This is a genomic window from Saccharopolyspora phatthalungensis (assembly GCF_014203395.1).
Lineage (GTDB): Bacteria > Actinomycetota > Actinomycetes > Mycobacteriales > Pseudonocardiaceae > Saccharopolyspora > Saccharopolyspora phatthalungensis.
The window spans coordinates 5,137,887-5,154,861 of record NZ_JACHIW010000001.1 but is presented as its reverse complement, the minus strand read 5'-3'; the positions used below and the strand labels follow the sequence as shown (position 1 = coordinate 5,154,861).

Sequence of the window (16,975 nt, the reverse complement as noted above, 5' to 3'; positions counted from 1 at the left end):
GCGGGTGGGTTAGCAGATGCCTTCGATGACGGCTTCGCCGGCGAAGGTCTTGACCGGCTGGGGCGCGGACACCGAGTCGCCGACGTGGCCCTCCGGTGCCCGCACCCGGATCGCCGTGTCGCGCTCCAAATTGTTCGGCAGAAACATGACCTTGCTGACGTGGCTCATCACGACCTGGCCGCGAGTGCCGTACTCGACCTGCTCACCGGTCGCTGGGTTGATCACCCGGAAGATCACCACGGGGCTACGGGTGCCATAGATGATGTCTGGCTTCTCGACCAGTACGTGCTTGCCCGGCCTCGGCAGCCGCGATGACCTGCGGCGGGTGGCTGCCGCTGCTCAACACGAGCACAGCGTCGACCTCGCCGTCCAGCAGTTCGCGGTAGTCCGGGAAGCGGCGTTCAGCGGGAACGCCGTACTGCTCGCCGAGCAGGTCGAGCAAGCCCGGCGAGAGGTCGCTCAAGGCGGCTATATCGAACTTGTCGGGAAGGCTTCGCAGGTAGGGAAGGTGCATAATCTGCGCGACCGCACCGCAGCCGATCACGCCAACTCGAAGACGTCGTGATGGTGACACCGGCACCTCCTTTGGCCGGGTCGGCATTATTAACGCGTCCGCCACGACCGAACCGCGCAGCGACGCTGCACCGCAATTCGGCGGCGACAAGAGTGGCAACGATTTCGAACCTTTATTCCCGGATCGTGACCGGGTCGTATCTTCGCGTGGCCGTCCCCAGGATTCCAGCGGACGCAGCCGATCATATCCGCGCCCTACCCGGAAGCTCTTGCTCCAATACGGTGAAATATGGCTCTTGTGACGTGTCCATGGGTGGCGTGAGCAGCTGGTTTGGCCCCGAAGATGGGGCGCGCCGTTGCTGTGTCTAGGTTTCTGGCTTGTCGAAGGCCAAAGGAAACGGACAACGGCGTGCCGGATACCAGTTTATGGCGTGCGCTTGTGGGGGTCGAAAGGCGCACGGTGATCGAGGATGTGGAGTTCGACGAAGCCGGCGAGCGGGTGGTGGTGCATGTGCGTCCCCGCAAACGCAGGAAGGGTCTCTGCGGGCGTCGCTGGCGGCCGTCCGGGCGGTATGACCGGGGCGAGGGCCGCCGCCGGTGGCAGGCCCTTGATCTGGGCACCATCCAGGTGGCGGCGGAGATCGAGGCGCCCCGGGTGCGCTGCGCCGAGCACGGTCCCACCGTGGCGCGGCTGCCCTGGGCACGCCACGGTGCCGGACATACCTATGCCTTTGATGCCACGGTGGCATGGCTGGCGGTGCACTGCTCGAAATCGGCGGTGTGTGAGCTGATGCGGATCGCCTGGCGCACGGTCGGGATCGATCGTGGCCCGGGTCTGGGCCGACACCGAGACCCAGGCCGCGTGCTGCGGGAGCGGTGGTGCGGATCGAGGCGAGCACGCTGGCCGGGCGCGTGGCGTGTCCTGGCTGCGGGGCGCTGTCCGATCGGGTGCACAGCCGATATGAACGACGGTTGTCCGATAGCGCGATATCGGGTCGGGGGGTGCTGATTGGCCTGCGAGTCCGCAGGTTGTTCTGCGATAACCCCGAGTGTGCCAAGAAGACCTTCGCCGAAGCGGTGCCTGAGTTGGCGGCTCGTTATGGCCGGCGCACCACGGCGTTGGAGCGGGTGTTGTGCGCGGTCGCGCTGGCGCTGGGTGGTCGCGCCGGGGCGCGGTTGACCCAGCGCCTGGCCGCTGCGGTGAGCCGGATGACGTTGCTGCGCCTGATTCGCGCCCTGCCCGACCCCGAATACACGACTCCTCGGGTGCTGGGTGTGGACGACTTCGCCCTGCGCCGGGGACACCACTACGACACGATCCTGATCGACCTCGAGTCCCGCCGCCCGGTCGACATGCTGGCCGACCGCACCGCCGAGACACTGACCGCGTGGTTAAAGACCCATCCCGGTGTGGAGATCGTCTGCCGGGACCGCGCCGGCGCCTACGCCGAGGGCGCCCGCGCAGGCGCACCGGACGCGCTGCAGGTAGCCGACAGGTGGCACGTGTGGAACAACCTCGCCGGCGCGGTAGAGCGCACGGTGGCCCGACACCAGAAATGCCTGAATGCCGCAGGCCGCGTTCCCGAGCCGCGTGGTAAACCGCCGTCGGTTCGGCGGGTCGTGGGCTGGCTCATGAGCGATCCGGCGAACATCGAATCAGTTCGGTGCGAGCCGCCACGACCTATTTCCGGGAACTGCCGGCGGCGGGGCGAGCGGAGTTGACCGTCCGCTCGTATGGGATGGACCTTTCGCGGTGGTTTCGGTTCCTTTGGGCCGAGGGCGTCGATGTCGTCTGGGATCGGGCTACCCGGGTCGAGGCTCGTGATTTCAGCCGGTGGATGCAGGTCGCTGGCAAGCGGCCTCGGCCGCATTGGCGCGCGTCAGCAGGTGGCGGCTCGTTGGACCGGGCCCACGGTCAGGCGTTCGCGCCGGCGGTGCGCGCGCATTGTGAGACGGTGTTGCGGTCGTTCTATGAGTTTCACCGGGACGCGGGCACCGGGCCGATCATCAACCCGTTTCCGCTGGACAGGTCTCGTCGCGCCGGTCGGGCACACGCGCATCGAAATCCCATGGAAAAGCAGGGAGACGAGCGCAGTGGTCTGTATCGGCCCAGAGTGCCTGGCCGGATCCCGCGGAGTATCTCGGACAGCGAGTTCAACGAGATCTTCGCCCGGCTGCGTCGCATCGTGACCGGGCGCTGGTCGCCTTCTACGTATCAACCGGCGCGCGAGCCTCCGAGTTGCTGTCGGCTACGCTGGCGGGGGTGGACCCCGGTCGGCAGTTGATCACGGTGGTCCGCAAGGGAACTCGCGAGTTGCAGGAGTTGCTGGCATCGACGGACGCATTCGTGTGGCTGCGGTTGTATCAGGTGGAGATGGGCGATCTCATCCCCCGAGGGCGTCGGCAGCCGTTGTGGTGGACGCTGCGGAACCCGGTCCGTCCGCTGACGTATCACGCCGTGCACCACATGTTCGAGCGGGTCAACCAGCAGGCCGGCACGACAGCGACGCTGCATGCCTTGCGGCACACCGCCGCCTATCGGATGGCGCAGGATCCGACGTTGCCGCTCACTGATGTCCAGTTCGTTTTAGGTCATGCGCAGTTGACCACAACGCAGATCTATCTGACGCCGCGCAAGGAAGACGTGATCCGGCGGGTGCTGGCTCATCACGTCGAGCAGACCCGGAAAGCAGCAGAGCGGACTCGTCCGGCCCCGGCAGCAGGATACCGGCCGGAGACGCTGGACGTGCTGTTCCAGAACGGGCAGCGATGAGCACGACGATCGACGAGGCAGTCCGGCCGCAGGCGGCGCCCAGAGGACGAGAAGTGGCGCGGGCGCGTTTCCCACCTCGGCCTGTTCCCGCCACCTGGCAAGCAACCGGGCTGGCCAGGGAGGATGTTCGAGTGTGGTTCGCTAGCGCACCGTTCATCGACGCCAACGAGCACACAATGAAGGTCCGGCGCTGGGGGCTGGGCCACCTGCTGGACTGGTTGGAAGCCCAACCCGGCTCGACCTGGCAGGAACGGTGGACGGCGACCGGCGCTGACAGCGCCGGTCGCGGATGGCGGAAAATCCCCGCCCGGTGGCGGACTCGTGACTCCGACGGGTTCGCCCGGCTGCGTGGCCCTATGTGACGCCGATCCTCACGTTTCTGCCGTGTCGGGCAGCCATACTCTCTATCGCACCGCAGAGATTCTTGCGGCCAAGGGCGGTGCGGTTGCTGACGTCTCCGTCGGGGACGTCCTGGAGTTGCTGGACGTCGAGCTGGACACGCTCGTTGGAAAGCCCGGCGATGCCGCCGTGTTCTACCGGATTCTGCGCACGGCAGGGGTCTTTGGCCCGGACACGCCGCCCACGCTGCGCCAGGTACGCGGCACCGCCGGGCCGTGCACGCCCGAGGAGCTAATCGTCCGCTACGGCCTGGCCTGCCGCCGGGTCCGCGACCTGCTGGTGGACTATCTGAAGGAACGCCAGTCCACATTGGACTACTCCAGCATGGAAAGTCTCGCATGCAACCTCGGGTCACGGTTCTGGCGGGACCTGGAGATCCACCATCCGGGCATCGACAGCCTGCGTCTGCCGAACGAGGTCGCCGCCGCTTGGAAACAACGGCTGCGCACCAAACGCAAGACGATCACGTCGGAGACCGGCGAGAAGATCACGGTCGACGTCCCGCGGCTGAACTACCGCGAGTGCCTGATCCCAGTGCGGGCGTTCTATCTGGACCTGGCTCAGTGGGCCGTTGACGATCCCGGGCGCTGGGCGCAATGGGCGGCTCCCTGCCCTGCCAAAAAAGACGAGGTCAACCGGCGCAAGGTCCGGCGACACCGCAAATCGCGTATGGACGCCCGCACCCGATAACGGCTTCCCGTCCTGCCGATGCTGGTTCGTGAGGTCAACGAGCACCGGAAGGCCGCGGAGACGCTGCTGCAGGCGGCCCGCCAGGCCCAGCCCGGCCAGTCGTTTGCCGCTGCCGGGCAAACACTCGTCCGTACGGTCATCCGTCACGGCGTCGCCAGCAAGGTATGGGCCGACGACCATGCCACCGGCAAGCGTCGCGACCTCGAACTCGAAGAAGACCACGCCTTCTGGGTTTGGGCGACCGTGGAAGTCTTGAGGGCGACCGGCATCCGCGTCGAGGAGTTGCTGGAGCTTTCCCATCACAGCTTCGTTCAATACAAGCTGCCCACCACCGGCGAACTCGTGCCGCTGCTCCAGATCATCCCATCCAAGACCGGCGAGGAGCGACTCCTTGTCGTCTCACCAGACCTCGCAGAGGTTCTCAGCGCGATATCATCCACCGCGTCCGCGACCACACCGGGAAGATCCCGCTGATCGCCGCCTACGACTGGCAGGAATGTGTATGGCTGCCACCATCTCCGTTGCTATTCCAACGCCAATTCGGCGCGGAGCGCCGCAGAATCAGCCCCGACGTCATCCGCGACATTTTAGATTTAGCCCTGGCTCGCACCGGCCTCACGGACCCCTCAACCGGCGAGCCACTGCGGTCCACACCCCACGATTCCGAAGGTTAATACAGGGAGTCCCGAAAGCGCGCCCGCAAGTCCCAGAAGTTCCGCGCGAACCGCGGCGTTGTCCGGCAGCCACGGAAACAGGCGCGTCGGGGTTGGAACTGCTCGCGCGTCAGGCCATTGGGCATAGAGCAGGACGAGCAGTCCGTCGACGCGATCTTCGGGTGGAGGAAGTCGGCCCGGGTGGCTGCGGTGGCGTGGTCGAGTTGGGTAGTTGCACGCGGGCCATCGGTTCGGGGAGGACCACCGGCTCATATGCCAAGCGCAGCCGGTGGCTGGCCAGGAACAGCGCGGCTCCATCGGCACCCCGCACGCCGACGCACGACCCGCAGACGTGGCGCATGGCCAGCGGTGTGCCCTCGGCGTCCGCGAACGCGTGGATCGCGCTGATGATCTCCTGGTGTCTGGCTTCGACCATCGTGTTTCCCACCGTAGCGGGTTCAGCGCTGTGGAGGATGCCGCCGGACGGGTCCAGCCCGCAGGTCCGGCTCGGCCGGTGGCGGGTCGCGAGGGTGGACGCGCACAGGGATCTCGACACCACGCGCGGAGGACCACGGGTGACCCCTGGCCGGCGGATGTTCCTCCTGCTCGCGGAACTGGTCACGGGGGCGGTGGTAGGCGGCGATCACGGCGGCGAGTCGGTCGCGGTCGGGGTCGGGGGTGTCGGGGTGGCAGGCACGGACCGCGCGCCGGTAGGCGGCGGTGATCTCGGCGCTGCTGGCGCCAGGGTCCACGCCGAGCACCACGTACGGGTCGGGCTGATCAGAACTCAGGGCGCTGTTCATGGGGCTGTTCAGGCGTTAGTCGGGGCGGGGTGTGGGCGGGAGCAAGGTGGCTGACCGCGGTGTAGTAGCCCCGCGCCGCGGTGTGAGCGGTGTCGAGCGCGCGCCGCAGCGCGGCGAGGTCCCGGCACGCGCGGGCCAACTGGTCGGCAGCCGGCTCACCGTCGACGCGGCGGACTTGGTCGGCGTGCTCGGTGTGGTGGCCGGTGTGCTCGGCCACCAGCGTGACCAGGTCGCTCAATACGCTGGGGAGCTGGGTGAGCTGCCAGCCGGCGTCACGCAGCGTCACCAGATCCGGCGCGCACGCCGGGTCAGCGGCGTGGACCGCGCGTCGAATATCGCGGGTCGCGGTGGCCAGGGCGCTGGCGATGGTGGCTGGTCGCCGTCGGGTGCTGGTCATGGCGTTGTGTTCCCTTGTCCCGTGCTGTGCCAGGGTGGTCCGGATCAGGGCCAGGGCTCGGTCTCATCGAGGACCGGGGCGTCGCGGCGCTGATCGGCGATATCGGCTGGATCGGCTTCCAGCACCTCCCCGACGCCGTCGAGGTCCTGCTGGGGGTCCTGGTCGTCGGTCGGCTCGGGGCGCGCCGGGCGCCGCTGGCCGGCGACATCATGGTCGGCCGCCTCGCAGATGGGGACCTCGTCAGCGGGAGCAGCCAAGGCATGATCCTCGGTCATGGTCGCTCGCGCCTGCTGGACGGTGACCTCGTGGGTGCCGAGGCGGTGCAAGCCGTCGCGGGCCGGGGCCAGCAGCAACGCGCCGGTCGTCAGGCACCCATGCAGGGCGCGCAGTTCGGCCTGCAACTCACCGCGGATCGGCCCAGTGCTCGGGCCAGCGCTCGAACTGTGGTCGAGGCTGGCCGGGTCCTGGCGATCAGGGTGGCACCAGCCTGGCCAGGCTGTTGGCCAGGCTGGTCGTGCCGTCCACGGCGTCGTAGAGTGCGGCCGGTTCGGGTACCTGCGTGGTGAGGACACTCTCGGCGGCGGCGAGGTTGCCGCTGGCCTGGTCCAGCTGTTCACGCACTGTCGGTGGTGCGCGGCCAGCCCCGCGCTCCGTGCCCATGCTGGTCGCGGAACTGGTGGTCAGTGTGCTGTCGGCCATCGTGCTCACCTCCCTGGTTCGACCCTGGCTTGCCCTGCTGTGCTGGCCGGTAGCTCGGCGGTGCAGCCCCACCGGGAACGACGCTGGCCCCGCCCGTGGGCGGTCGACACCGTGTCCACGCGGTATCGCTGCCGTGGGCGGGGCCAGGGTGTTGGCCGAGCCAGGATCAGGATGGTTCAGGCGTTGATCTGCTTGGCCTGGCCGCCGCCGCTGATGGCGATCTTGCGGGGCTTGGCCTGCTCGGCGATGGGCACCCGCAGGGTCAACACACCGGCGTCGTAGTCGGCCTTGATGTTGTCCGGGTCGAGGGTGTCGCCCAGGAACAGTTGCCGAGAAAACACCCCGCGGGGCCGTTCGGCCACCTGGACCTCGGCGCCCTCGTCATAGCTGGGCGTGCGCTCGGCCTTGACGGTGAGCACGTTGCGCTCCACGTCCAGGTCGATCGAGTCCGGTGCCACCCCGGGCAGGTCGAACTGAACAACGTAGTCGTTGCCCAACCGGTAGGCGTCCATCGGCATCACCGCCGGACGCGCCGTGGTGCCGTGGGTACCGAAGAACTGCTGGGTCAGCCGGTCCAGCTCCCGGAACGGGTCCGTCCGCATCAACATAGCCATGCGCCTCCTTGTCTCCTTCCATACACACCGCCTCCCGGCGTGCTGGTGGGCCGGAGGCGGCTCGGTCAACCTGTACTCAACTTGATAACGACCGACTCAGTTTTTCTGTTCCCGTGAGTGGAGATTTTTCCAGTTCGATGATGACCGTGGTGTGACTCTCGGGGTTCCGGCCCCGCCACGCGTCAGGCGGCGGGACCGGAACCGGTTCGGATGAAGGGAGGGTTGTCGAGATGTACTGCTTTCACGTACTGCGATCAGCGTCCTCGCGAGTGGGTCACTCCTGGGGCCTGTCCGCTCCAGTACTCGGCTCGGGGGCGGGGCTGCCGCGCAGGTGCGTCGCGAGACGCGGGGCCGGGACCACTATCAGGGTCTCCTCGGCCGCATGTCGACACCGGCATTCCCGCCCGGCGAGCGGACCATGTCCCAACCACGGACTCGGCGCACTCCAGGCGTGACCCGCGTCATCACCTGCCTTTCACTGATCACTCTCGCATTCACCGAACACCGGGCACGCCGGTCCGCGGAGGGGAACGCTGCCGACGCCACCCCGGTCGTCTACCCCGTGTCCCGCCGAGAAACCAGTCGCTGGGGTTGGTCGCCCGGGGCGCGCGGCGTAGCCGGCGCGGACCGGTGGAACCCGGCCGCGGCTTCGGCGGAAGGGGCGGTGGACCCGGCTGGAGTGCTCCGAAGTTGGCGGTCATGATCGCGTCGAACTCCGCGTCCACCCACACTGGATCGGAGCAGACCAGCTCGGCGAACCCGCTGGTCGCCGTTGTGTCGGCGTCCGCATCACGGGTGGCACCCGGCTGTGGTGATTCCCGACTTGTGATGTCCAGCATCCTCGATCACTTCCCGGCAACGTCGTTGTGCTCGATACCAGGTCATGTACCGCGTCTATCCAAATCTATAGTCTGCACTTGAGATTGTGTCAAGCGTTTATTCCAGATAATCTGTTCCGACTATCGGGTTAATCTGTCATGGTCACAGGTAGCGTGCGAACGCGACCGTTCGCGGAGGAGGTGCAGGTGGCCGGTCTGGGCAACCTCGACGATCAGGACTATCCGGCTTACACCACCGGGCAGGCCGCGAAGATGCTGGGCGTGCAGGAGGCGTTCTTACGCAGCCTGGACACCGCGGACCTCGTGCGCCCGCAGCGGTCCGAGGGCGGACACCGGCGCTACTCGCGCCGCCAGCTCACGCTCGTGGTACGGCTACGCGAACAACTCGACGAGGGCCACACCCTCACCGCCGCCGCCCGCATCATCGGCCTGCAAGACCAGCTCGCCGACGCCGAGAACACGATCACCCACCTGCGCGCCCAACTCGACCAGCGTCCCTCCGACTAGCTCCTGCACGGGTCTCACTCCGCTCGGAGCTACTCGCAGGCGGCATCCAGATCCCGGGCGAGCACCGCGTGATCGCCGGCCACCCGCAGCCCCGGAGGATCGGGCCGCCCCAGACCAGACCGCCCGGCGCACAGATCCTGGAGAAACCGCGCGACCCGCTGCGGGGGCGGCGTGGCGGTCGTGGTGTCCAGATAGGACACCACGATGAGGTCTTCGCCGGAGTGGGTCTCGATCGCGGCGGCCCAGCCGTGTACCTCGTCCCAGAGCAGGGCCAGGTCCCGATCGGGGAATTCCGGCAGCCTGCGGTTCACCGCGAGATACGCCGAGGTGGGTAGGTCCAGATCGACCGTGCACGATTCCAGTCCCACGCCGAGGTGGCCGGCCGTGGCGGCCAGGTAGCCGCGCAGCGCCCGGTGGAACCGGAACTCGACGTCCACATCGAACTCTGTGGTGAACTCTGCGGGGGTTTCGGTGTGGGTTTCGCTGGGGTGGTCAGCGAGGCTGGTGGTCACGCCGCACCGTCCTCGGGTCGCTCGCCGGCAGGCGCGGCGGTGGCCGGGGCGGCAGTTGCGGTGCCGGCTGTGCCGGTGCCAGCGGTGGTGGTGCCGGTGGTGGTGATCGTGATCCGGCGGCGAGTGGTCCGGTTCGCGAGCGGCAGACGGATGGTCAGCACACCGGCGTCCAGGACAGCGTTGACGCGCTGGACATCGACGGGTTCGTCGAAGACGAGATGCTGGGCGGCCACCCCCAACCGGCGTTCGGACGCGCACAACCGCTCCCCCGCGCCGAACTGCGGTGGCCGGCGTTCGGCCCGCACGGTCAGGGTGGTCGCGGTCGCATCGATGTCGACGGCGTCCGCGCTCACCCCGGGCAGATCGGCCATGACCACGAACTCCTCAGCGGCGCGGACCACGTCCACGGCCAGTGGCACGGGCTGAGACCACGTGCCCGGCCACGCGGACCGGTCGAACCACGGCGCTGGTTCGGCGCGCATCAACATCGGTTTCCTCCCTGTCAGCTGCTGTCTGGTGTCAATACGCGATCTCGTTCTATCATGTCGTCCATCGGATGACAATATAAGTGTCAGCGGAAGGATGACATGAGCCAGGATTCGCCGAGCGAGGCGCTACGCCACCTGACCGCGCTGCTGGAGCGCATCCGAACGCGCCAGGACACGGACGTGGGCACAGACGACGACGGGGTCGGACGTGTGTTGGACGGCTTGACCCTGCTGCGCGAGCTGCGGACCGAGCTGGCCGGGTGGGAACCCGAGCTGATCGCCGCCGCCCGGCGCGCGGGCGCGAGCTGGGCACAGTTGGCGCCCGCGCTCGGGGTGGCCAGCCGGCAGGCCGCCGAACGCCGCTACCTGCGCCTGCAATCCACCGGCGGCCCCGAGACGACCATGGAAGCCCGGGTGCAGGCCACCCGAGACCGCCGCGCCGGTGACCGCGCGGTAACCGCCTGGGCCCGGCAAAACTCCGCCGAGCTACGCCAGCTCGCCGGCCAGGTCAGCGCCGTGGGCGGGCTCAGCGCGGCCGGGCAACGCGAAGCGGAGCGGGTCCACGCCGAACTGGCCGGCAATGACCCCGCCAGCTTGCTCGGCCCGCTGACCGACCTGCGCGCGCACCTAGCCGACGAGCATCCCGCGCTGGCCGACCGGATCACCACCGTGACCGCCGACGCCGACCAGCGCCGCCGCACCACCGTCCACAACCGCCATCCGGCCGGGCACGACTGACCGGCCGCCAACCCGCCACACACGCAGACGCACACCACGGGAACGCCATGCACGACACCGCATCCACCACCGCGCGCGATCTCGTCCCGTTGACAGTCGATTTCGATACCGTGCTGCGCGGTTATGACCGCGATCAGGTGCGGCACTATGTCGACGTTACCGAACGCGACACCCAACTGCTGGTCGCTGACCGCGATGCCGCGCTCAGCCAGGCCGAGGACCTGGCCCGACAGCTCGACGCGGCACGCGCGATGATCCGCGAGTTGCAGGCCACCAACGATCGGCTCTGCCGGACCCCGATCGACCCCGCCGCGCTCTCGCAGCGGCTACGACGCATGGTCGAGCTAGCCACGGCCGAAGCCGACGACATCACCCGACGAGCCCAGGCCGCCGCCGACCGAACCTGGCGCCACGCCGAACACACCGCCGCGCGGCTGACCGAACGCCACCGCGAGTTACTCACCGAACTCGACCAGCGGCGTCGCGAGCTGGAAGCCGAGCACACCGACCTGATCACGCGGGCACGCGCCGACATCGACCGCATGACACGCGAGGCCCACCAGCGTCGCGACATGCTCGACCAGCGTGCCGCCCAACTGCGCGAGCAGGCGCAGACCGATTTCGACCTGGCGATGTCCGCGCGCCGAGCCGAGCTGGAAGCCGAACTCACGCAGCGTCGCACCAACGCCGACACCGAGTTCGAAGGCCACATCGGAGCACTGCGCGACGAGGTGGACCGGCTGCGTCGGGTCCGGGACGCGGTCCGTGATCAACTCAGCGAGGCCCAGCGTCTCGTGACCGAGATCCTGACCAGTCTGGACGCCGAGGAACCGCAACCACAACTCGCTCCGTCCTTGCCGAGCCCGCGAGCGCACGAACGGGACACCAGGGCTCAGTACTCCAGTCGACCAGCACAGGATTCGGAGGCCGATGCCGCGCTGACTGGCTGCGCCCTCCTGTCCGAGCTGTGATCACTGCTCACACTCGAAACCGCTGCCTGTCAGCTGTTCTGCGTCGCGTGCACGTGCGGTGTCAGGTCCTCGGGCAACTCGTCGGCAAGGTCGCTCTTGGCGAACGTCGCGACGATTGTCGGCCGCTCGTACCCGTGCGCACCGTTCTGCGGCCGGTCGCTCGCAGGTGCAGTGCTCTGCGACTGCATCACTACCTCCTAATCAACCACTCTGACTACGCAATCAAGGGAAATCCGGTCGCCTGCTCCGCATGCGCCGATCGGCTGCCCCGGCTTGCCTACGGTGGCCCGAGATCCGCGCCGCAACGTGTCCGGCGGACGCAGGCGCAGGGCTCGCCCGGTCGGTGGGGTGCCGATCGATGTCGGTACCCCGGCGTCCGATATCGATCGGCCATGAGGCGGGGAACCGCAGTTCGGCGGCCAGCATCGCGCGAGTCGGCCCGCACCCGGCAATGATCACGTCGAACATGAGGGGCGCGCGATCGTCGACGGTTACCCCCTCCACCGCCGCAAGACCGTCCGGCAGAGGATCGACAAGCACGCCGAGGCGATTGAGATGCACTTCCTGCCCGGATACAGCCCCGAACTCAACCCGGACGAAATCCTCAACGCCGACCTCAAACGGACCGTGTCCACCGACACAGCCCCGAAATCCCGAACCGATGTTTTTGCCGGTGTTTTCTGGACCCGTTGGTCCGGGTTGTTCAGGCTCCGGTGCCGGGTGTGTCCGGCGGGCTGGGCCGCCGGGGGCTGACGGTGTCCGGCGAGTTTTGGCCCCGCCCCTGGATGGGTGAAACTTCGCGGGTGCCGAGTGGTGTGCGCTCCGGTGAACGGGGTGGAGAGCTAGCGTTCTGCTCGCCGGGTGTTCATGGCTCCGCCTCCGACAAGGCTGGATCCGTGAGCAGTCGGCCCTTTTTCGTTTAGGGCCTTGGCTGAGCGGCGGCGGTGAGGGCCAGCTGGTCGAGGAACGCGGGCAGCCCGGCGATGGCGTGATCTCCGCGGGCGATGAGGAACACGCGCAGCTCGTGGTGCACCGCGGGGCTGGCGGTGCCGAGGAAGTCCGCGCAGACGCCGAGGAGCTCGAGCAGGTGCGACCGGCTCGGCCCCTCGGCCGGGTCAGCGACGGACAGGTCGTCGGGTGGTTCGTCGCCGATCCAGAGTTGCGGCATCAGCGGGTCAGCCGCGCGGGCGTTGCTGGGTGGCGCGCAGCCGGTAGGACTCGGCGCCGGTCTCGATGATGTTGCCGTTGAAGGTGAGCCGATCGACGATCGCGGAGCAGAGCCGTTTGTCGGTGAAGGTCTGGTCCCATTCGGAGAACGGGGCGTTGGAGGCGATGGCGATCGCGCTGCGTTCCTCTCGGTCGGTGAAGACCTGGAACAGCAGCTTCGCGCCGGCCTTGTCCAGGTCGAGGTAGCCGAATTCGTCCAAGCAGAGCAGGTCGACCTTGCTGTAGCGGTTGAGCACGCGGGTCAGCTGCCGGTCGTCGGCGGCCTCGGCGAGCTCGTTGACCAGGTTCGCTGTCGTGGTGTAGCGGACTTTCAGCCCGGATTCGGCGATCGCGGTGCCGATGCCGATCAGCAGATGCGACTTGCCGGTGCCGGACTGGCCGATCAGGCAGAGCGGCTGCCCGGCGTTGACCCAGCCTGGGGTGGTGAGGGTGTTGATGACCTCGGGAACGACGTTCGGGTTGGCGGCGAAGTCGAAGTCGTCGAGCCGCTTCGAGCGGGGGAAGTTCGCCTCGCGGACGCGGCGGATCTTGCGGCGTTCGTCGCGGTGCTCGCATTCGGCGTCGAGCAGGGTGAGCAGGAACGCCTTGTAGGACGCCTGTTCCCGCAATGCCGCGGCGGCGAGTTCCTCGAACCGGGAGCCGATGGTGGGCAACCGCAGCGTGCGGCAGGCCTGGTCGATCAGGGCGTCCATGCTGTCGACGCCGGGCGCGACGGCCGGAACGGTCGCCGCGGTGGCAGAGGTGGTGGGCGCGGGCAGGGTGGCGGTCATGCGGAGGTGCCTTTCGTGCGGCGAAGCAGCTGGTCGTAGATCGCCACCGAGGGCAGCGGGGTCGAGGTCGCGGGCAGTTCCCGGCGCGAACGCAGGGAGATCACCGGTGCAGCGGTGCTCACCGGCGTGGGTGGGGCGTGCTCGCGGGGATCAGGGGTGTCGTCGATGATCTTCGGGATCACCGTGGTGTCGATGCCGAGGTCGGACAGGTCGGCATCGTCGAGCAGCGGCTGGTCGCGGGCGGTGCTGGCGGCGGCCTTGCGGGCTTCGATCGCGACCAGCTCCGGGCTGGTCGACCCGGCGTCCAGCGCGGTGGTGATGCCGGTGATCACCGCCTCGGCGGGCAGGCGGCGGTGCAGCAGCAGGACCTCGATCAGCGCACGGGTCCCGTCGCCGTTGCCGTGCGCGGCGCGAGCGGCCGACCAGAACGCCTCGTGCGCCGAGGTGAAGGTGCCCTCGGCGCGGGCGGTGGCCAGCGCGGTGGACCCCGCCAGCGCGCCGGGCTTGCCGAGCAGGATCTCCAGGTAGTGATCCAGCTCGTCATGCGACTCGCCGCGGCGGGTGAGCCGGACGTGCCGGGCGATGATCGTGGTGCGGTCGAACACCAGCACCTCGTTGGCGCGCAACGAGACTCGCACTTTCCGGCCGATGAACCGCGCCGGCACCGAGTACTGCGACTGCCGCACGGTGATCCGCGAATCCCGGCCGACCTTCGGGGTCAGCGTGCTGCCGGTGTCGAACTCCTCGAACGGGACCGGCGCGAGCAGCTCGGCCTCGTGGGCGAAGTTGAACCCGATGCTGACCCGTTGTCCGTGCAGGATCCGCTCGTCCTCGGCCAGGTCGATCGCGGCGATCTTCTCATTCAGCTCGGTCAGGCTGGCGACCTCCGGGACCGGGACCAGATGCGTGCGGCGGAACCGGCCGCCTTCCTGCTCGACGCCGCCTTTTTCGTGCGCGCCGTCTTTGCCCGGGATGCAGTAGAAGGCATCGAAACCGAAGTGTGAACGGAATTTGACCCAGTTCTGGGACTCGACGCGAGAGCGGCCGAAGCAGACCCGCTGGACCGCGGGTCGCAGGTTGTCGTAGCGGATGTGGCGGGTCGGGATCCCGCCCAGCGCCCGGAACGCCTCGACGTGGCCTTCCATGAACGCCTCCTGCCCTTCGGACAGGAACACGCGGTGCACCGCGCGACCGCTGAAACTGAGCCGCAGCGTGAACAGGTGACACTTCAGCACCGTGCCCGCGACGCGGACCCACACGTCGGCGAAGTCGACCTCGGCTTCCTCGCCGGGCTGATGCTGCTGGGGCACCATGCCCTGCAGGTGCCGCTGTTCCTCGCGCAGCTCGGCCACCAGCTCCGGCCGCCGCCGGGCGACGTACTCGTAGACCACGGTCCGGCCCGCTGCGGTGAACCCATGCTCTGTGATCAGCCGCTGGTAGATCCGCGCGGTCGTGTGCTTCTGCTTGCGCGGCGCCGACAGATCCGCGCGCAGCATCTCGTCGATCAACCCATAAGCCGGCTCCAGCACCGAGCGGCGCGGCGGCGGCTTCTTCCGTTCCTTGGGCACCGCAGACTCCAGCGCTTCCCGCACCGTCCGGCGGTGCACCCCATACCGCTCGGCCAACGCCCGGACCGACAGGTCCGGCTCCAACCGCCGATCACGGCGTATGCGTGCGAACAACTCAACGCGCGACAACGACAACTCCGGCCTCCGACACGACCGCTTGGATTCAAGGCGCACATCGTTGCCCGTACCAACGGGGGAAGACCGGTCCTTCACACCATCGTGGGCGTGTCCACATCGGACACGGTGGGGCCAAAACCCACCGGACGAACTCAGCCGGGGCCAGAACTCACCGGACAACCGGGGCCGGAACTACCCGGCATAAACAAACCGAGCTGTAACAAGCGGTGCGCTCCTTCCTCCACCGCCTGCAGAAGCTGCCCGACCGAGTTCGCTCCTACTACGGTAAACCAACGCATCCAAGGTTCGCCTGTAGGTGTCGTGTCGCACGAGGCGCGCGACATGGTCACCACTGGGTGGCGCATCGACACCCGTGCCGGGGTCAATGCGCAACGTGGAGCCAAGCGACCGCATCGAGTGGTCCGGCCCACCGCCGTGCACCACGTCGAACTCGATGTGCAGAGGTGAGCCGGCCAGGCCGCTTCCGCGGCCAGCCTCGTTGGGCATAACAATCCCAGATCAGACGGCCTCCAAGATCACCGGAGTGGTCCACCTTCGAATACCACCGGGTACTGGCGTCCAGATCGGTCACCGCGACCGCACTTGAGAGATCTCACCGATCGATTCCATGCGACCCTTCTTCGTCGTGGCGTCCGTACCGGAACTTCCACAGGAGCACCGCTGCGAGCCACGCGACGCCGAACACCGCGACGATGATGTAACCGAGGAATTCGAACTGATCGGCGAGCGAGGCGTATTCGTCGAGCCATCCCACGTGCAGGTGCTCGGCCACCACGCCGGCCAGATAGACGGACGCGACGAACAGCCCGATGACGACCGTGACACCTGTGGTGGCGACGTTGTAGTACAGCCGGCGGCCCGGACTGCGGTGCGCCCAGGAGTAGGCGCGAGTCATGAGCAGGCTGTCCGCGGTGTCCAACATCGACATCCCGGCGGCGAAAAGCAGGGGCAGGGAGAGAACCGCGAGGAATGGCAGGTGGCCTTCCGATGCGGTCGAGGCGGAGAGCGTCAGCAGGGTGACCTCGCTCGCGGTTTCGAGTCCGAGGCCGAAGAGGAAGCCGACCGGAGCCATGTGCCAGGAAGACCGGGTGAGCATCCGGGCCCGGGCGCCGAAAATGCGGTTCATGAGCCCGCGGTTGAGGAGCAGTACGTCGATGTCGTCCTTGTTGAGCGTCCTCGCGCGGTACTGCCGCCACAGCCCGATAAGGCCACGTAGCACGGCGATGTTCAGCACGGCGACGAGCAGGAGGAACGCGATGGCGACGAAGACCGACACCACGCCCCCCACCGACCGGATTTCCTCGAGACCGGCTCCGGTGAGCTGCGAGGAAGCCACCGCGGTGATGACGGCCAACATCAAGACAACCGAACTGTGGCCCAAAGCGAAGAAGAAGCCGACCCCGGCGGGCCGTTTGCCGCGCAGCAGCATGAGGCGGGTCGTGTCGTCGATGGCCGCGATATGGTCCGCGTCGAAGGCGTGCCGCATGCCGAGCACGTAGGCCAGCGTGCCGGCCCCGGCGAAACCGGTCGCCGCGCCAACGCCACCCGATTGCCACAGGTACAGGGTCCAGCCGACGATGTGCAGCGCGACGATGGCGCCGATGATGCCGCCGAGGCGAAGCCTTTCGGATCGCGTCCAGCCGCCGTAGGTGGTCGCCAGTGCGTTCACGGCCGCT

Annotated in this window: 23 protein-coding genes and 2 pseudogenes; 10 read left to right on the top strand and 15 right to left on the bottom strand. The window is 68.1% G+C overall.

Going from position 1 to position 16,975, the window contains the following annotated elements; all coding sequences use genetic code 11:
• Positions 1-9: 9 nt before the first annotated feature.
• Positions 10-225: a hypothetical protein gene (locus BJ970_RS23710; RefSeq protein WP_184728278.1), complete on the bottom strand. Its 216-nt coding sequence runs from the start codon at positions 223-225 to the stop codon at positions 10-12.
• A gap of 19 nt (positions 226-244) precedes the next feature.
• Positions 245-574, bottom strand: coding sequence for a Gfo/Idh/MocA family protein (locus BJ970_RS23705; RefSeq protein WP_184728277.1), 330 nt, complete (start codon positions 572-574; stop codon positions 245-247).
• Between the two features lie 348 nt (positions 575-922).
• Here BJ970_RS23705 and BJ970_RS23700 point away from each other — a divergent pair.
• The 6 genes and pseudogenes from BJ970_RS23700 to BJ970_RS37125 form a co-directional block, all read left to right on the top strand.
• A pseudogene (locus tag BJ970_RS23700) lies at positions 923-1,364 on the top strand (transposase family protein); the annotation flags it as partial.
• 25 nt (positions 1,365-1,389) lie between these two features.
• Positions 1,390-2,235 (top strand): ISL3 family transposase, encoded by an 846-nt coding sequence (locus BJ970_RS23695; RefSeq protein ID WP_312864371.1) that lies wholly within the window; start codon positions 1,390-1,392, stop codon positions 2,233-2,235.
• A gap of 475 nt (positions 2,236-2,710) precedes the next feature.
• Positions 2,711-3,286 (top strand): tyrosine-type recombinase/integrase, encoded by a 576-nt coding sequence (locus tag BJ970_RS38170; protein ID WP_246471774.1) that lies wholly within the window; start codon positions 2,711-2,713, stop codon positions 3,284-3,286.
• On the top strand, positions 3,283-3,648 hold the full coding sequence (locus BJ970_RS23685; RefSeq protein ID WP_184728275.1) for a hypothetical protein: 366 nt from the start codon (positions 3,283-3,285) through the stop codon (positions 3,646-3,648). Before BJ970_RS38170 ends, BJ970_RS23685 begins: the two co-directional genes overlap by 4 nt.
• A 22-nt stretch (positions 3,649-3,670) precedes the next feature.
• Positions 3,671-4,375: a hypothetical protein gene (locus tag BJ970_RS37130; RefSeq protein WP_221467292.1), complete on the top strand. Its 705-nt coding sequence runs from the start codon at positions 3,671-3,673 to the stop codon at positions 4,373-4,375.
• Positions 4,376-4,393: 18 nt separating this feature from the next.
• Positions 4,394-4,849, top strand: coding sequence for a hypothetical protein (locus BJ970_RS37125; RefSeq protein WP_221467291.1), 456 nt, complete (start codon positions 4,394-4,396; stop codon positions 4,847-4,849).
• Positions 4,850-5,158: 309 nt separating this feature from the next.
• On the opposite strand, the gene BJ970_RS23675 is transcribed toward BJ970_RS37125, so the two are convergent.
• From BJ970_RS23675 to BJ970_RS23650, 6 genes are all read right to left on the bottom strand, one after another.
• Positions 5,159-5,464: a hypothetical protein gene (locus BJ970_RS23675; RefSeq protein ID WP_184728274.1), complete on the bottom strand. Its 306-nt coding sequence runs from the start codon at positions 5,462-5,464 to the stop codon at positions 5,159-5,161.
• A 22-nt stretch (positions 5,465-5,486) separates the two neighbouring features.
• On the bottom strand, positions 5,487-5,831 hold the full coding sequence (locus BJ970_RS23670) for a J domain-containing protein (protein ID WP_184728273.1): 345 nt from the start codon (positions 5,829-5,831) through the stop codon (positions 5,487-5,489).
• Entirely contained in the window at positions 5,809-6,228 is a 420-nt protein-coding gene (locus tag BJ970_RS23665; RefSeq protein WP_184728272.1) for a hypothetical protein, read from the bottom strand. Before BJ970_RS23665 ends, BJ970_RS23670 begins: the two co-directional genes overlap by 23 nt.
• A 44-nt stretch (positions 6,229-6,272) precedes the next feature.
• Entirely contained in the window at positions 6,273-6,629 is a 357-nt protein-coding gene (locus BJ970_RS37120; RefSeq protein WP_221467290.1) for a hypothetical protein, read from the bottom strand.
• Between the two features lie 70 nt (positions 6,630-6,699).
• Positions 6,700-6,927 (bottom strand): hypothetical protein, encoded by a 228-nt coding sequence (locus BJ970_RS23655; protein ID WP_184728271.1) that lies wholly within the window; start codon positions 6,925-6,927, stop codon positions 6,700-6,702.
• Positions 6,928-7,103: 176 nt separating this feature from the next.
• Positions 7,104-7,535: an Hsp20/alpha crystallin family protein gene (locus BJ970_RS23650; protein ID WP_184729311.1), complete on the bottom strand. Its 432-nt coding sequence runs from the start codon at positions 7,533-7,535 to the stop codon at positions 7,104-7,106.
• Between the two features lie 998 nt (positions 7,536-8,533).
• Between BJ970_RS23650 and BJ970_RS23645 the strand changes: the two genes are divergently transcribed.
• Positions 8,534-8,887: a helix-turn-helix domain-containing protein gene (locus BJ970_RS23645; protein WP_312864370.1), complete on the top strand. Its 354-nt coding sequence runs from the start codon at positions 8,534-8,536 to the stop codon at positions 8,885-8,887.
• Positions 8,888-8,916: 29 nt separating this feature from the next.
• Here BJ970_RS23645 and BJ970_RS23640 read toward each other — a convergent pair whose 3' ends face one another.
• On the bottom strand, positions 8,917-9,324 hold the full coding sequence (locus BJ970_RS23640; protein WP_376775130.1) for a DUF6292 family protein: 408 nt from the start codon (positions 9,322-9,324) through the stop codon (positions 8,917-8,919).
• Positions 9,325-9,395: 71 nt separating this feature from the next.
• Entirely contained in the window at positions 9,396-9,887 is a 492-nt protein-coding gene (locus BJ970_RS23635; protein WP_184728268.1) for an Hsp20/alpha crystallin family protein, read from the bottom strand.
• 99 nt (positions 9,888-9,986) lie between these two features.
• On the opposite strand from BJ970_RS23635, the gene BJ970_RS23630 reads away from it, so the two are divergent.
• Together BJ970_RS23630 and BJ970_RS23625 are read left to right on the top strand one after the other, a co-directional pair.
• Positions 9,987-10,625 carry an HSP18 transcriptional regulator gene (locus tag BJ970_RS23630; protein ID WP_184728267.1) on the top strand — a complete coding sequence of 213 codons (639 nt, stop codon included), beginning with the start codon at positions 9,987-9,989 and terminating at the stop codon, positions 10,623-10,625.
• Positions 10,626-10,672: 47 nt separating this feature from the next.
• A complete protein-coding gene (locus BJ970_RS23625) occupies positions 10,673-11,596 on the top strand; it encodes a coiled-coil domain-containing protein (RefSeq protein ID WP_184728266.1) in 924 nt (307 codons plus the stop codon).
• A 29-nt stretch (positions 11,597-11,625) separates the two neighbouring features.
• On the opposite strand, the gene BJ970_RS23620 is transcribed toward BJ970_RS23625, so the two are convergent.
• Positions 11,626-11,784 carry a hypothetical protein gene (locus BJ970_RS23620; protein ID WP_184728265.1) on the bottom strand — a complete coding sequence of 53 codons (159 nt, stop codon included), beginning with the start codon at positions 11,782-11,784 and terminating at the stop codon, positions 11,626-11,628.
• Positions 11,785-12,076: 292 nt separating this feature from the next.
• On the opposite strand from BJ970_RS23620, the pseudogene BJ970_RS40135 reads away from it, so the two are divergent.
• A pseudogene (locus BJ970_RS40135) lies at positions 12,077-12,232 on the top strand (transposase); the annotation flags it as partial.
• Between the two features lie 283 nt (positions 12,233-12,515).
• Here BJ970_RS40135 and BJ970_RS23610 read toward each other — a convergent pair.
• The 4 genes from BJ970_RS23610 to BJ970_RS23595 form a co-directional block, all read right to left on the bottom strand.
• Positions 12,516-12,764: a hypothetical protein gene (locus tag BJ970_RS23610; RefSeq protein ID WP_184727211.1), complete on the bottom strand. Its 249-nt coding sequence runs from the start codon at positions 12,762-12,764 to the stop codon at positions 12,516-12,518.
• Positions 12,765-12,771: 7 nt separating this feature from the next.
• Positions 12,772-13,593, bottom strand: a complete 822-nt coding sequence (istB, locus tag BJ970_RS23605) for an IS21-like element helper ATPase IstB (protein WP_184727212.1) — start codon at positions 13,591-13,593, stop codon at positions 12,772-12,774.
• Complete coding sequence (gene istA, locus BJ970_RS23600) at positions 13,590-15,290, bottom strand: IS21 family transposase (protein WP_184727213.1); 1,701 nt, start codon at positions 15,288-15,290, stop codon at positions 13,590-13,592. The genes istB and istA overlap by 4 nt, the downstream gene beginning before the upstream one ends.
• A gap of 601 nt (positions 15,291-15,891) precedes the next feature.
• The gene (locus tag BJ970_RS23595) at positions 15,892-16,968 is read right to left on the bottom strand and encodes a HoxN/HupN/NixA family nickel/cobalt transporter (RefSeq protein WP_184728264.1); all 1,077 of its coding nucleotides are present in this window, start codon (positions 16,966-16,968) and stop codon (positions 15,892-15,894) included.
• Positions 16,969-16,975: the final 7 nt, after the last annotated feature.